The sequence below is a fragment of the Bartonella sp. M0192 genome (assembly GCF_016102305.1).
Classification (GTDB): domain Bacteria; phylum Pseudomonadota; class Alphaproteobacteria; order Rhizobiales; family Rhizobiaceae; genus Bartonella; species Bartonella apihabitans.
Genome location: NZ_JACFOU010000001.1, coordinates 972,102 through 986,911, shown reverse-complemented (window position 1 = coordinate 986,911; position 14,810 = coordinate 972,102). Strand labels below are relative to the sequence as shown.

Genomic DNA, 14,810 nt, shown 5'->3' with positions numbered 1-14,810 from the left:
TTCATTCTCTTTTTGTCCGGACACTGGATTTTTTATCTTCCGACATAACTATTCGTTTATTCGTTCAAATAATGGAGCAATAATCCATGTCTTTATGGGTAGAGGTTAACGACAAAATGCAACATGGCTATCGCTATGAACGCGTGTGTGAAGAGGGAAAAAACTTTTCAGCCGATTTTGAACCGCAGTTAACCCCTAAGCAAATGTTGGAAATGGGCGTTTTCGGCGGAAAATATATGACCGATTGCAGAAACGAGTTTCCTTCAAGCTGGTTTCAGAACGCGAAATTATCACCTGAAGGCAAACAGGCTGACATGAATTATTATGGTGTATTGGCCGGAAAACCGCTTTCCTATTGGAAGGCTAAAGGCTGGATTTATAAAGATGACCCGCGCGGCTGGTTCCAGTGGTATTGCCGTTATTATTCGGGTCGCCGTATCGCAGGCGAAGACGAGCGGCAGATCAAACGTTGGAAACAGATGCGCCGCCATGTCGCCCAACTTAGGAAAAACTGTGACCCCGGTGATTTTTTCTGTCGTCCGCGCCAGCGTCAGGCACTTCTGCAATGGGCCTATTTTTGTGATTAAGGTTGACTTCAATCCTGCTTCGTCCAACTTGACCACCTAAGCCATGACCCCTAACTTGACCACCTAAGCCATGCCCCCTAACTTGGCCTCCTAAGCCGTGGCCGTTTAAGGCGTATAATGACGATTTTTGCATGAATAAAAAGTTCGATCGTTTTAGCGCATATTTTCTTTACCCGCGTATTTTTACCTTCGCGGTTTCACCGCTGCATTTTTTCCCATGCTTTTTAACCGCCTATTTTAAATTACATTTTTAAAATTCTGTCCGCTGTTTATTCCCGCTTCAACCTTCAATTTCGGTAAAACCGCATATTGCAATGAAGATTGATCTTGAGAAATTATGTTTCCTGACAGGTTGAACGGATAGGCCAGTTCTGCTAAACAACAGCTCAATTTTCAAGGCTCTTTCAATCAATGTCAAAACTTCATAAAACCGAATTGTTAAGTCCTGCGGGCACATTGAAATCTATGCGTTACGCTTTTGCCTATGGCGCGGATGCGGTTTATGCAGGCCAGCCCCGCTACAGCTTGCGGGTGCGCAATAATGAATTCAATCATGAAGAAAATTTGAAAATAGGCATTGACGAAGCCCATTCTGAGGGCAAAAAATTCTATGTTGTTGTCAACATTGCTCCCCACAACAGCAAGCTTAAAAGTTTTGTGAGTGAATTAAAACCTGTTATCGACATGAATCCCGATGCTCTCATCATGTCAGATCCGGGATTGATTATGATGGTGCGGGAAAATTTTCCCGATGTCGATATTCACCTTTCGGTACAATCGAATGCAGTTAATTGGGCAACCGTCAAGTTCTGGAAAAGCATGGGATTGACGCGCGTCATTCTCTCAAGGGAATTATCGCTGAAGGAAATTGAAGAAATCCGTGAAAATGTTCCCGACATCGAGTTGGAAGTCTTTGTTCATGGTGCGTTATGCATGGCCTATTCGGGGCGTTGCCTTCTCTCGGGCTACATCAACCACCGCGATGCCAATCAGGGAACATGTACGAATGCCTGCCGCTGGAAATATGGTGTCGAAGAAGGCGTCGAGAATGAACTGGGCGAAATTATCAAAGTTGAAGAGACAGTAAGCGGGGAAATTCAGCCCGATCTTGGCGAAGGGCCAACCACCGACAAGGTATTTGTGCTTCATGAAGCAAATCGGCCGGAAGCCGAAATGACCGCGTTTGAAGACGAACATGGTACATATATCATGAATTCAAAAGACCTTCGCGCTGTCCAATATGTCGAAAAGCTGATCAACATCGGTGTCAATTCGTTGAAAATCGAAGGGCGCACGAAATCGCATTATTATGTTGCTCGCACTGCACAGGTTTATCGCAAGGCAATAGATGATGCATTGGCCGGCCGCCCCTTTGACGACAATTTGATGGTGGTTCTGGAATCCCTTGCCCACCGCGGTTATACCGAAGGCTTTTTACAACGCCATAAACATAAAGAATACCAGAATTATGCAACCGGCTCATCGCTTCCCGGTCGTCAGCAATTTGTTGGCGAATTTACCGGAAAACGCGTGAACGGGCTTGCGGAAGTCGCTGTCAAAAACCGCTTTGAATTGAATGACAAAGTGGAAATGATGACGCCGGATGGCAATATCAATTTTACGATAAAATCACTGAAAAATAAAAAGAACGAAGACATTACTGTAGCACCCGGTGACGGACATATTGTCTACATTCCCATCCCTGAAGATGTTCAATTGAATTATGCTTTATTGATGCGGTATGTTTGAAATATCCCGATAAAACAACTTTCCTGAATCCACCATTCAGCCCCGAAACCGCTCAATAAAGTCATTTCGACGACAAAACTGACGTGAAAGAGCTCTTAGAAAATTATTCTACTTACACCTCAAATGACTAAACCTGTTGTAGAATGAAATTGAAATGATAAGCGAAGCTGCAGTTTGTTACCTCCTTATAAAATTCTTTCGTCTAATTTTTTCCTTATCAGTACCATACGTTATAGTTGCGTAAATCCTACCTAATTCCAACATACAAAAATCATTATTGTGTGTCTCATCAATTTTTGTTTGGAGTATTTTGAGAATAGCTTCGATGATATATATTACCACGAGAACTCTATATCCAGCTAACAACGAGCTTCTTGTGTTAAGATAGTATAGCTCACCTGCATCTTTAATCTCATTTCCCATTTCATCCTCATAGCCACCTACAAATATAGGTAAGTCCTTTACAAAAGATCTCACTTCTTCACATTTTTTAATTATTCTATTTATATCTTTAGGTTTGAGCATCACACTCCATATTTTTTCATCAATTTCAGTATGCCATTCTTTGATAGGGTCATTTTCGAAATCGTTTGTTATAAAATCTATATTACTATATCTAGAGGATGTCGCGAATTTTGTAAGAAGCTCAAGAGTATTCGACTGAATTTGATTTAGTTCAGGAGCATTTTTGGTTTTTTTTTGTGCCAAATTAAACAATTCCGTTAATTTATGTCCATAATCCTTTAAAACCTTGCGTGAAGGATATTGACCAGTTTTGTTATAATCGTCCAAAATCAGGCACAGTTTTAGTAATCTCTCCAGACCAAGACTAATGCTTGATAGTGCTTGAAAGTATAACCCCCTAGTTGAGAAATCAGCTTTCCTTAGACTTGTTAAGCCTATACCTAAAAGTTGTCTCGAAAAATCAACTTCATTTACAAATTTTTTATATTTTTCGTCCATAGGCCCCTCCTTTTGTGAATCGTTTATGTTAAATCTTATTAAAGTTTAATAAACAAAAAACCCAGTTAATCCACAAAGATAACTGGGGTTAATGAAACAAATTAGAAGTTAACAGAAGTTAATTTTTATTCCCACTCGATGGTTCCCGGTGGTTTGGACGTAATATCATAGACGACGCGATTGATGCCGCGCACTTCGTTAATAATGCGGTTTGCAGCTTGTGCCAGAAAATCCATATCATAACGATAAAAGTCGGCCGTCATTCCGTCGACCGAAGTTACAGCCCTTAACGCGCAAACATATTCATATGTTCGTCCGTCACCCATGACACCTACCGTTTGTACAGGAAGGAGAACAGCAAAAGCTTGCCAGATTTTATCATAAAGGCCGGCTTTGCGAATTTCATCAAGATAAACCGCATCCGCCTCACGCAAAATATCGAGTTTCTCTCTCGTCACCCCTCCGGGGCAACGAATAGCAAGGCCGGGACCAGGGAAAGGATGACGTCCGATAAATTTTTCAGGTAAACCAAGCTCACGCCCCAGAGCGCGAACTTCATCTTTGAAAAGTTCGCGTAACGGTTCGACCAGTTTCATATTCATGCGTTCCGGCAAGCCGCCAACATTGTGATGGCTTTTGATAGTAACCGAGGGACCACCCGAGAATGACACACTCTCGATTACATCAGGATAAAGCGTACCCTGTGCCAGAAATTCTGCACCACCAAGCTTTTTGGCTTCTTTTTCAAAAACTTCGATAAACAGGCGGCCGATAATCTTGCGTTTCTTTTCGGGGTCGCTCACCCCTTCAAGGGCATTGATAAAAAGATCGGATGCGTCAACATGAACAAGCGGAATATTATAGGTCTCGCGAAACATCGAGACGACCTCTTCGGCTTCATTTTTGCGCATCAAACCATGATCGACAAAAATGCATGTCAACTGATTGCCAATGGCTTCATGAATAAGCACCGCCGCAACGGACGAATCAACCCCGCCTGAAAGGCCGCAGATAACGCGCCCCTTCCCCACCTGCCGGCGAATGGCAGAAATGGCCTGTTCGCGATAGGTTTTCATAGACCAGTCGCCTTTGATACCGGCTATATTGTGGACGAAATTCTGCAAAAGACGGGCGCCATCCAAAGTATGAACAACTTCCGGATGGAATTGCACGGCATAAAAGTGGCGTTTTTCATCAGAAATCGCGGCAAAGGGCGCACCTTTCGAGGTGCCGATAACTTTGAAGCCTTCCGGCAAAACAGTGACCCTGTCACCATGGCTCATCCAGACCTGATGATGGGTTCCTTTTTTCCATACGCCTTGAAAGAGAGCACTATCTTCTTCAACGGTGAGATCTGCGCGCCCGAACTCGCGTTCATGCCCCGCTTCGACTTTGCCGCCAAGTTGCGCGCACATTGTCTGTTCGCCATAACAGATACCAAGAACGGGAATTCCCGCATTGAATATCTCTTGCGGTGCTCTCGGAGACCCTATATCAACGGTTGAATGGGGAGAACCGGAAAGAATAACCGCTTTCGGCTTGATACGCTTGAACGCGTCTGCGGCAGACTGGAACGGAACGATTTCGGAATAGACACCGGCTTCACGCACACGGCGTGCAATAAGCTGGGTTACTTGCGAACCGAAATCTATAATCAGAATTGTGTCAGGATGTATCGTGCTCATAAAAAGCCTTTAAAGAGTCTTTTTAAGAAATGCAATCGGGTGATAGATGAGAAAACAGTTTTTAAACGATAAACCACCTAAAAATGATTGGCTGATTATTTACTACCGGCTTTAATTCCAACTTTCCGGAATTTCATTTTTCCGGATGTTCCATCACCTTATCAAGCAGCATCAGCGCATTTGCCAGTTTTTCATCAACAATATGCAAATATTGGCGCCAATCCATTGCATGTTCCAGCTCCTTTTGACCATCGGAGATACCCCGCAATCCGAACAAGGGAACATCGAAAGTTTGGCAACTTCGCAATACGGCATAAGTTTCCATATCAACCATATCGGTTTTTATATTTTTATAGCCATCACCGGAAACAACATTGCCGCCGGTCGATAGGCTTGCAGACGGGAAATCGGGTATCAATGTCGGCATTTTCACAGTTGCGGGCAGATCAACAAAAGGCGTTACCCCCTTTTCAACACCCAGTACCGTTGCATCCATATCGCGCCAGCTCACAGATGACACCTGATAAACTTCTGTTTGTTCGAGCTTTTGTGAGCCACTCGAACCGAGCGAGACAACAAGGTCGGGCAAGCGATTCTCGTTTTTCATAGCACTTAAAATTTTTGTCGTATTGATAGCGGCCTCAATGGGCCCCACGCCGATAATATGCGGTTTAATGAGCTTTTTGAGGTGCTCGCCATATTCCAGTTCGGTTGCCATCAGAAAAAGAACCGATTTTCCACCCCACATGCTTGACCTCGTCATTATGTTTAACGTTTTTCAAGGACCGATATAAAAAAGCCGTCTGTATCTGTGCTTGCCGGAGATAAAACCAGCCCATGTTCAGGAAAAACCGGCTTCGGTGCATCTTTCCCGAAATGTTGCTGCCACAAATTTTTCATGTCGATCTCTTTGAATTGCGAATTTTCCTTGAGAAAAGCCGCTATTTGTTTGTCATTTTCGGAAGAAAGCAGCGAACATGTAATATAGACGAGATGACCGCCAGTTTTGAGATAAGGTAAAGTTGCATTTAAAACGGTTTTCTGTTCTGCAATACGGCGTTCAAGCTGGCCTTCTGTCAAGCGCCATTTGGCATCCGGACGGCGGCGCCATGTTCCCGTACCTGTGCAAGGTGCATCAAGCAGAACAATATCCATTTGCTCTTTTAATGCGTCGAGTTCACTTATATTGACGTGCGGTTGAACATTGCGAACACCGGAGCGACGCAGCCGTTCAAAAATCGGAGCAAGACGGGCTTTTTCGGCGTCATAGCAGTGGATTTGACCACGGTTTTCCATATCCGCCGCCATAGCCAATGTTTTTCCACCAGCGCCGGCACAATAGTCAAGCACTTGCATACCGACTTTTGCTCCGGCAAGTCTTGCGACGATTTGCGATCCGAGATCCTGCACTTCAAAATAGCCTTTTTGGAAGGCCGGCTCTGCCTGCACATTAGGGTGCCGTTTCAATTTCTCGATCGGTGGAATGCGTAAAGCGCAATCAAACCATGAGACCGGTTTGGCACCTGTTCCCGCAAGTTCGCGCATAATCTTTTCGGGTTTTGCCTTCAAGCGGTTCACACGTAAATCAAGTGGTGGACGTTTTGCCAATGCGACAGCTTCATCAAGCCAATGGGAGCCGAAAATATCCTGAAATAGAGGAACACACCATTGCGGCAGGTTTCCCCGAATATAATCGGGCGCTTCGTCAATATTTTTGGTGAGCCACATATTGCGGCTATGTTCACTCAATGGTTCCGGTGCAAAACGGTCTCCATCAAGACTACGCGCAAGTTCATCAAGCGAAAGCCCGCCATCTTCCAACAATGCACCAAAGGCTGTGTCATGAGGATCATCGCTATCCATACGCCATTCAAGTAAATAACGTTCCCGCAAGGCGTCATAAACAATATTGCCGATTGCAGCCCTGTCACCGGCGCCAGCAAATCTATGCGAAAGCCCCCAGTCTTTAAGTGCTTCCGCAGCCGGTCGCCGGCGCGATTTGATATCCTGCAATACTTCAATTGCCGCCTGAAGGCGCCCACCCAGTCGCATAGTTTTTTCAATTCCTGCTTGATGTTCCAGCACAGGGAATAAACGAATTTATTAAAAAGGAAAACCGTTCACGAAAAAAAAGATCACGTTGATAGCTTTATTTATCACAGTTTAAAAAATGAAATCCGGAAGCTTTGTCGGAAAAAAGGAGAGCCTGACCGGTCGAAAATGAAGCACATCAAAAAATGTTCGGCATTGACAAGGTTTTACCAGCAAAACACATTGAAGAATTGCGCGATCATGGGTGGCCTTGAATTCAGGCCTTTTCAATTGTGAAAACACCATTATCGAAGGCAACCACTTTGACTTCCGTGCCTTCAGGAAGATCAGGCCCTTTGATGCGCCATATCGTATCGTCAACACGAATGCGCCCTTTGCCATCCCGAACGGGTTCCTCAAGAACAACTTTTTTGCCAATAATCTGGTCGGTTCTCCTGTTTAATAATGGCTCGTCGGTTTCGCGGTCGCGGCGAAACAAATTACGACCTATCAACACCATGATGATAGAAAATATCAGGAAAAAAATGACTTCCACTTCCCAGTGTGCAATCCAAGGCAGGTTGTAAAAAAGCAAAGAAACAAGTGCCGTCAACAGAGCACCGAGACCGAACCAGACAAAAAATACGCCTGGGAAAATGAGTTCAAGAAGGAGCAGGATAAATCCTAAAACCACCCAGTTCCATGCTCCCAAGGTCATCAATAAATCAAACATGCTTGTTCCTTCTGAAGGCCAGCTTTTAACGCTCGTTCTATGAAGTAATGCTCACTCTATGAAGCTTGGCAGCTTGTCTAAAAATTCAACCTTTTACAAGCGGTGAAGCTCCTTAGGGATTTACCTATTCCAACTGGTCAAAACCGCTTGCTTAAGCCTCATATAACAACCACGAGAGAAAACATCGTCTCCTGTCCTGCTTTCAACTTTATTTTTTCTCTTGTGAGGAACCGAAAACTTCTTTTGCAATGGCACCGATGCCACCAAGAGAGCCGATAAGCGATGAAGCTTCCATTGGCATCAAAACCACCTTCTGGTTATTGGCTGTACCGATAGAGGCAAGGGCATCGGTATATTTCTGTGCAACAAAATAATTGATTGCCTGAACATTTCCCTTCGCAATGGCTTCGGACAAAACCAATGTTGCTTTTGCCTCTGCTTCTGCCAGACGCTCACGCGCTTCTGCCTGCCGATAGGCGGCTTCCCGCTTTCCCTCTGCTTCCAGAATCTGTGCCTGTTTAAAACCTTCCGCCCGCAAAATATTGGCATTGCGATCGCCTTCGGCTTCAAGAACTTGTGCGCGCTTGTCGCGTTCGGCTTTCATCTGCCGGCCCATAGCGTCGACCAGATCACGCGGCGGCTGGATATCTTTTATTTCAATTCGGGTCATCTTCAAGCCCCATGGATGGGCTGCTTCATCAACCACATGCAAAAGCTTTTCATTGATCGTATTGCGGTTGGATAAAAGCTCGTCAAGATCCATTGAACCGACAACAGTACGAATATTCGTCATATTGAGGTTTAAGACCGCATAATTCAAATCCGATACCTGATAGGCAGATTGGGCAGCATTCAGCACTTGGAAAAACGCCACTGCATCAACCGAAACAGTTGCGTTATCGCGGGTAATGACTTCCTGAGTGGGAATATCAAGCACCTGCTCCTTCATATTGACGCGCGCGCCTATGCGGTCAAAAAACGGAACAATCAAATTAAGTCCCGGCATCAAGGTTTTGGTATAGCGGCCGAAACGTTCAACTGTATATTGATAGCCTTGGGGAACCTGCTTGATTCCCGCAAACAATGTTGCAACAACCAGCACAACCAACAACAATAAGGCGATATTAAAACCGAACACATTCTTCTCCCTTAAAAAATATCGAGATCAGTATTCGTATCGTTACAGTTTTATTTGCCAGCGGAAAGCTACAAACAGCGATGGTAGGCAGCTTTCCCCCGTTTAATGATCAATGCAAAATTTTTAAAATTTCAGCAATAGTTCAAATCCAGCCCTGAAGCTCTCTTTTTACAAGATGGGCGATGACTTTCATGCCGTCTTCACTGTCATTCAGGCAGGGAATATGGACAAAATTCACTCCGCCATTTTCTTTGAATGTCTTTTGCGCTTCATGGCCCATTTCATCGACTGTTTCCAAACAATCAACGACAAAACCCGGATTGAAGACTGCGATAGATTTGACGCCTTCTTTCGCAAGTTTTTCAACGGTCGCGGCTGTATAAGGCTGCAACCATTCCTCAGGGCCAAAGCGTGATTGGAAGGACATAATGAGCTTGTTCTCGTCCATTCCAAGGCGTTTACGCAAAGCTTCGGTTGTGCGCACGCACTCTTCCGGATAAGGGTCACCCCTTTTTGCGTAGGATTGAGGAATACCGTGATAGGACGCAATGATCTTTTCCGGAACAAATTCGAGTGTCTTCAAATGTGTCTCGACCGAATGGGCGAGCGCGTCAATATAAACAGGATCATCACTATAAGGCGGAACAGAGCGTATAGCCGGTTGATAACGACGTTTCTCAAGGCTTGCAAAAACCGCGTCGAGCACGGTTGCCGTTGTTGTCGCAGAATATTGAGGGTAAAGCGGGAAAAACAGAACTTTTTCGCACCCCTTCTCGATCATAGTGCCGAGCACCTCGTCAATCGAAGGCTTGCCATAGCGCATGGCCCAATAGACCTCGACATTCGGCTCATCAAGGAGCGGACCGAGCTTTTCAGCCTGAGCGCGTGTATAAGTGCGCAAAGGCGACTCGTTCAATTCATAATTCCAGATACGCTTATAAAGTGCACCGGACTTTTTCGGGCGTACGTTGAGAACTATTCCATAAAGAATCGGGTACCATAAAATGCGCGGCCATTCTATTACCCGTCGATCTGACAAAAATTCACGCAAATATTTGCGAACATTTGTTGAATCGGTACCTTCTGGCGTTCCCAGATTAATCAGGAGAACGCCAACCTTACTTTTTTGATCTGCCATAAAATTCCAGTCTGATCTTTCCGTTTTTTATTAAATTTTTCTGTTTAAAGAAAATTGCGAACCGCTGCTCGAGGTGCACAAGAGTTGCATCGAGTTGTTCGATATTGCGCAATTGACGCGTGAAACAGTTCCGCGCACGATGGAGCGCATCTCGATTTCGACAAGTTGCGGATTACTGAAACGATAATTTCCTTCTGAAAGCTTTTCCCTTGTATCGGACGAACGCGTCTCGAAGATACCGTTTCTGAACGACGATACGATACCATTTTTATCGACCCACTGGCCATCAATTCCTGTCGGAATATTCTGCACCGAAGGACGCTGGCCATAATTTTGTGAAAGATTACAAGCGGCAAGGGCAAAAGCCATTGCAGTAAGACAAAGAGTGGACGCAATAGGTTTCATCAGGTTTGCTCCAAAAAACCGACATCAAGCGGCAAAAAAACAACTGATAACAGCTGTATCAACATGTTATAGCTCAATCAATATGTCGCTTTTGATGGAAATCAACGGAAAAGCTTTTTTTTTGGAAAAAATTCTCTTTTCTGTTGCATGTAATCATCAGATTGATAGTAGTCTGACGCTTGCGGGGCAAACGAGGTACACCTATGTTTTGCAACCAAACGCCTGTCTATGCGTTTTCGTCCTCACAAAGGAGATGATGAAAGCAATGATGGGTCCTATACTAGTAGCAGCCGAAGACTATGGTAAACGAGCCAACACTTCTTCCATTCTTCGTGCTCTCGGATATCGTGTAATTGAAGCAGAAAATGGATTACGCACACTCGATTTGTTGCGTAAACGCCGTAATATTTCGTTTGCATTGGTCGATTTGATGATGAGTGACCTTGGCGGAACCGATCTCATTTCAACAATCCGTGTTACCGGATTTGCCGCCCCGCTCGTTGTCATGTCCGATGTAGAAAATGAGGAACTCCTCCAGAAAAGTCTGAAGGCGGGTGCCGTTGATTACCTCGTCTATCCGATTACATCACTAAGATTGAGTGTGACACTGGGCAATCTGTCTATCAACAATACCTATGAGCGTGAAGTGCATTACATTCGTCGCCAGCAGGAAAACCACTTGCGGTTCTCCGACCTTTACGCAAATAGTGAAGCAATGAAAGAGCCTTTTGAACGGGCAAAACAAGCTGCTTTGTCAACCAAAAATCTTCTCGTCGAAGGAGAAAAAGGAACCGGCAGAGAGACACTTGCCCGCGTGATCCACCACGAAAGCCCTTACGCAACCGGTAAATTTGTTCGTATCCAATGTGTGCCGATTTCTGATCCCCTGCAGGACGCAAAAAAGTGGGAAACCAAGATTCTGCCGCATATCAATGCGATTGACCATGGAACAATTTGTCTTTGCGAGATAGATCGTCTTGAAATTAATCAGCAGAGACGCTGGGTTGATTTTCTCAAGAAACGCAAGGAATCTGAAAAAGGTGAAGAGCCCAAGTTCCGTTTGACAACTATTTCAACGTCACGGCTTCAGGGGCTTGTCGAAGACGGTCTGTTTTTGAAGGAATTCTATGATCTGTTGAGAGAATGTCACGTAATTATTCCCCCGCTTCGCGAACGGCGTGACGATTTTGCCGATATTGCGCAGCGTGCCATTGAACATATTGTCGTTGAAAGTGGGCAGCCGCATGTTCACGGGGTGGCAGGTTCTGCACTTTCGCTTTTATTGCAGCATGATTGGCCAGGGAATGTTGGTGAACTGGAAAATGTGCTTTTTCGCGCTGTATTGCTGAGCCAAGGGCCACTTTTGACAATTCGTGACTTCCCGCAACTAACCGGAAATCAGCTTGCCGATTTCAGAAGCAATGCACCGGTAGAAATAGCCGAAAAAAATGATCGTTATTCCGTTCATCTAATTGATGATAACGGTCAGGTGCGTGCTTATAATGAACTTGAACGGGAAATCATTGAACGCACAGTGAACCACTATCGTGGACGCATGAGCGAAGCGGCCCGTCGCCTCGGGATCGGTCGTTCAACACTTTACCGCAAGCTTGATGAATATCATGCTGAAAGTCGGAAAGAGACCGAGACATTGCGCCGAGCAAGTTGAAAACGGGCAAGCTGAAAATAAGACTAAATAAGACTGGCCGGAAAAGGTCGGCACCGCATAATTTTAATGCGGCATGATGATTTGGTGGTGACAAATATCTTTGTCACCACTTTTTATTTGTTTTTTCTTGAGGAAAAACTGCAATAGCCTAAATTGCAATCGTAATTAATGAACCTCTATAACTTCATTCTGTTTTCTTTATAGAAGGCAAGAACCGCCCTTCCCTTCGTTCTCCCGCTTATATAGCAAAACGAAACTGCCTTTTTTATCAAAACGAAACTACGTTTTCGATTTCCATTTCGAAAGCGTACGAATTCGGACTTTCCTCCGCGTTGCGTTTGAATGCAAAATACAATCCGCTTTTCACATAACAGATTTTTAAACTGGCGATTATTAAAAGTCGCCAATTGGTGAATGTGATTATTAATGAATATAGATTGGCGAATTTTTTATGTTTGCCGCCGAGACAAACAATCACCAGAGATAAAATTAAAATTTCATTTGCAAGTTCTGGTTGGAATATCCGTTAGAGCATATTTACAATGATAATCTGTTCTGCATCGGCCGCTTTTATGATATATTATTTGCACGATATTGTCAGGACATGTCGCGATTATCATTGCTTTCCAACGCCGTCATGTCGCCCCCCGTCAAGGCATCTCCAAGGCATCTCCAAAGCATCTCATTGTCTCCACATAGATCAAAAAACGAGGATTTTGACTTGTCTTGGGACGCTTCAATCCCAATATTAGAAATGAACCGGCAGAGATGCTGCGCAGGAATATGTCAATAAAAAGAAAAAATTAACCATCGTAACAAAATGTTACTGAGTTTTTGATATTTGTTCTCTTCTGTGGCATTTTTGCCATGGTATAGTCGTATTTGACCAGCATCATTGTTTTGCTGGCTCACATATAAAGCTGCTGTTAACCATTCTGGGTTAGGCTTTACTAACTATAAAGCCGATTTCAGATGGTCGGGGAGCGAGTTAATTGAACACCACGTTTTGATTATCGCGTCTCATCCGCGGGTAACAGGGCAGGTTTTACGAATGGTGGTTGACGGTTTGAAAAAATCATTTTGGACATTTCGTCGTTTGTCATTGGCCTTCATGGCAATGGGTACAGCTTTGTCCTTTATGTTGACACCGGTAGCAGCAAAGGCTGAAACAAGGTCTTTGAAGCTCTATTACGTCCATACCGGTGAAAAAGCCGAAATTGTTTTCAAACGCGATGGCAAATATGATCAGGCCGGTTTGAAGCGGCTGAATGTGTTCTTGCGTGATTGGCGGCGCAATGAACCAACGAATATGGATCCGCGTCTGTTTGATCTCATCTGGTCTGTTTATCGCACCAGCGGGTCGCGCGAATATATCAATGTTGTTTCAGCCTATCGTTCACCGGCAACCAACAATATGTTGCGTTCACGTTCGCCCAATAGTGGCGTTGCCAAAAACAGTCAGCATACGCTTGGCCACGCCATGGACTTCTATCTACCTGATGTCAATCTCGCCAAATTGCGTGCTATCGGATTAAAGCAGCAGGTTGGCGGTGTCGGCTATTATCCGCGTTCAGGTTCGCCTTTCGTCCACATGGATGTGGGCAATGTACGCCATTGGCCGCGTATGAGCCGCAGCGAGTTGATGGCATTATTTCCTGATGGCAAGACTATGTATATACCAAGTGACGGCAAACCGCTTTCTGGATATAATGAGGCGAAAGCCGAGTGGCTCGCCCGTCGCGGGGCACCGGTTGTCTATGCCAGTGCATCACCTGCCCCTCAAAAACGCGGGTTTCTCAGCAGTCTTTTCGGGCGTAAAAATTCGCAAGAACAGTCAACCGAACAACCTGTGCGTGTTCAACCGAGTGCTCCGGTCGTAGCCGAAGAGCCAAAGACAACCACAGTGGTTTCATTACCCAAAAAGGACGCACCGCTTCCCGAAACTTCGCCTTTGCGCGGCAAGGGCATGAAACCGACAGACGAAGACGAGGAAGAGACCAACGAAGCACCGGTTATGGCTTATGCTAATGTACCGGTACCGACCTTCAAACCGGATGAAGGTGAAGATAATGAGACGACAGTCAAATTGGCATCGGTTCCTTTGCCGGAATCAAGACCTTTGCGGCAGGATGAGGCTGATAAAGTTGCCCTTGCTATTGCCAATAATGGGGGCGAGACCGGAAAGTTGTCTGACAAAGTTCCGGGTGACGATTTGACGGCATTGATCGAAGCAAATGAAATCATCGCTGTACCGGATGACGATTATGAAGAAGACGATGATTATGCCGATGCAGATGATGCCCAATCTCCGGACGAGTCAACTGTTGCAGCGCTTGAAACAAATAAATCTGCAGAAGCACTGAAAACTGCTCCGAAAGTCGACCGCCCTGATGAAGAAGACGTGAAAAACATTATTTCGGAAAACGAAAATAGAGCACCGGCTTCTTTAACAAATTCGGATATGCTCGCTCCCGACGAGGAATTGCGCAAAGTGCCGAATGTAGTCTTTGTTTCCGGTCTGGAGAAAAAGCAGGAAATTTCGCGGGTTGCAGAACTCAGAGGTCGTGCAATCGACTTCCACGCTGTAGCACGTATCAACGACACATATTGATTTTAGTCGTCGTAAATATTTGATCTTTTATCAAGGCCTTATCCGGTTCGCTCCGGATAAGGTTTTTTCATCTATTTTTTCTCTTGACCTTCCCATAAGGG

Annotated in this window: 11 protein-coding genes and 1 pseudogene; 4 read left to right on the top strand and 8 right to left on the bottom strand. The window is 44.9% G+C overall.

Annotation, left to right across the window (positions count from 1 at the left end; translation table 11 throughout):
- Positions 1-86 precede the first annotated feature (86 nt).
- Both H3S82_RS04340 and yegQ read left to right on the top strand, forming a co-directional pair.
- Positions 87-587, top strand: coding sequence for a hypothetical protein (locus tag H3S82_RS04340; RefSeq protein ID WP_198232698.1), 501 nt, complete (start codon positions 87-89; stop codon positions 585-587).
- A 411-nt stretch (positions 588-998) separates the two neighbouring features.
- A complete protein-coding gene (gene yegQ, locus H3S82_RS04335; protein WP_198232697.1) occupies positions 999-2,336 on the top strand; it encodes a tRNA 5-hydroxyuridine modification protein YegQ in 1,338 nt (445 codons plus the stop codon).
- Between the two features lie 177 nt (positions 2,337-2,513).
- Here yegQ and H3S82_RS04330 read toward each other — a convergent pair whose 3' ends face one another.
- The 8 genes and pseudogenes from H3S82_RS04330 to H3S82_RS04295 all read right to left on the bottom strand — a co-directional run bounded on the left by H3S82_RS04330 (position 2,514) and on the right by H3S82_RS04295 (position 10,429).
- Positions 2,514-3,299: a hypothetical protein gene (locus H3S82_RS04330; protein ID WP_198232696.1), complete on the bottom strand. Its 786-nt coding sequence runs from the start codon at positions 3,297-3,299 to the stop codon at positions 2,514-2,516.
- 125 nt (positions 3,300-3,424) lie between these two features.
- Positions 3,425-4,984 carry a glutamine-hydrolyzing GMP synthase gene (gene guaA, locus H3S82_RS04325; RefSeq protein ID WP_198232695.1) on the bottom strand — a complete coding sequence of 520 codons (1,560 nt, stop codon included), beginning with the start codon at positions 4,982-4,984 and terminating at the stop codon, positions 3,425-3,427.
- Positions 4,985-5,117: 133 nt separating this feature from the next.
- Positions 5,118-5,747 carry a 5'-methylthioadenosine/S-adenosylhomocysteine nucleosidase gene (locus tag H3S82_RS04320; RefSeq protein ID WP_198232694.1) on the bottom strand — a complete coding sequence of 210 codons (630 nt, stop codon included), beginning with the start codon at positions 5,745-5,747 and terminating at the stop codon, positions 5,118-5,120.
- A 5-nt stretch (positions 5,748-5,752) separates the two neighbouring features.
- The gene (locus H3S82_RS04315) at positions 5,753-7,036 is read right to left on the bottom strand and encodes an RsmB/NOP family class I SAM-dependent RNA methyltransferase (RefSeq protein WP_198232693.1); all 1,284 of its coding nucleotides are present in this window, start codon (positions 7,034-7,036) and stop codon (positions 5,753-5,755) included.
- A 256-nt stretch (positions 7,037-7,292) separates the two neighbouring features.
- On the bottom strand, positions 7,293-7,748 hold the full coding sequence (locus H3S82_RS04310; RefSeq protein WP_198232692.1) for an NfeD family protein: 456 nt from the start codon (positions 7,746-7,748) through the stop codon (positions 7,293-7,295).
- A 217-nt stretch (positions 7,749-7,965) separates the two neighbouring features.
- Positions 7,966-8,886, bottom strand: a pseudogene (locus H3S82_RS04305) (SPFH domain-containing protein); the annotation flags it as partial.
- A 142-nt stretch (positions 8,887-9,028) separates the two neighbouring features.
- Positions 9,029-10,024 (bottom strand): ferrochelatase, encoded by a 996-nt coding sequence (gene hemH / locus H3S82_RS04300; protein ID WP_198225168.1) that lies wholly within the window; start codon positions 10,022-10,024, stop codon positions 9,029-9,031.
- A gap of 30 nt (positions 10,025-10,054) precedes the next feature.
- Positions 10,055-10,429, bottom strand: a complete 375-nt coding sequence (locus H3S82_RS04295; protein ID WP_198225169.1) for a hypothetical protein — start codon at positions 10,427-10,429, stop codon at positions 10,055-10,057.
- 265 nt (positions 10,430-10,694) lie between these two features.
- Here H3S82_RS04295 and H3S82_RS04290 point away from each other — a divergent pair, with 265 nt between their 5' ends.
- Positions 10,695-12,098 carry a sigma-54 dependent transcriptional regulator gene (locus H3S82_RS04290; RefSeq protein ID WP_198232691.1) on the top strand — a complete coding sequence of 468 codons (1,404 nt, stop codon included), beginning with the start codon at positions 10,695-10,697 and terminating at the stop codon, positions 12,096-12,098.
- Positions 12,099-13,104: 1,006 nt separating this feature from the next.
- Positions 13,105-14,709, top strand: coding sequence for a DUF882 domain-containing protein (locus H3S82_RS04285; RefSeq protein WP_370541217.1), 1,605 nt, complete (start codon positions 13,105-13,107; stop codon positions 14,707-14,709).
- Positions 14,710-14,810 lie beyond the last annotated feature (101 nt).

What these genes read in the sequence shown, in the direction of transcription:
- H3S82_RS04340 (WP_198232698.1), top strand. Translation starts at nt 87, where the DNA reads ATGTCTTTATGGGTAGAGGTTAACGACAAAATGCAACATGGCTATCGC.
- yegQ (WP_198232697.1), top strand. Translation starts at nt 999, where the DNA reads ATGTCAAAACTTCATAAAACCGAATTGTTAAGTCCTGCGGGCACATTG.
- H3S82_RS04330 (WP_198232696.1), bottom strand. Translation starts at nt 3,299, where the DNA reads ATGGACGAAAAATATAAAAAATTTGTAAATGAAGTTGATTTTTCGAGA.
- guaA (WP_198232695.1), bottom strand. Translation starts at nt 4,984, where the DNA reads ATGAGCACGATACATCCTGACACAATTCTGATTATAGATTTCGGTTCG.
- H3S82_RS04320 (WP_198232694.1), bottom strand. Translation starts at nt 5,747, where the DNA reads ATGACGAGGTCAAGCATGTGGGGTGGAAAATCGGTTCTTTTTCTGATG.
- H3S82_RS04315 (WP_198232693.1), bottom strand. Translation starts at nt 7,036, where the DNA reads ATGCGACTGGGTGGGCGCCTTCAGGCGGCAATTGAAGTATTGCAGGAT.
- H3S82_RS04310 (WP_198232692.1), bottom strand. Translation starts at nt 7,748, where the DNA reads ATGTTTGATTTATTGATGACCTTGGGAGCATGGAACTGGGTGGTTTTA.
- hemH (WP_198225168.1), bottom strand. Translation starts at nt 10,024, where the DNA reads ATGGCAGATCAAAAAAGTAAGGTTGGCGTTCTCCTGATTAATCTGGGA.
- H3S82_RS04295 (WP_198225169.1), bottom strand. Translation starts at nt 10,429, where the DNA reads ATGAAACCTATTGCGTCCACTCTTTGTCTTACTGCAATGGCTTTTGCC.
- H3S82_RS04290 (WP_198232691.1), top strand. Translation starts at nt 10,695, where the DNA reads ATGATGGGTCCTATACTAGTAGCAGCCGAAGACTATGGTAAACGAGCC.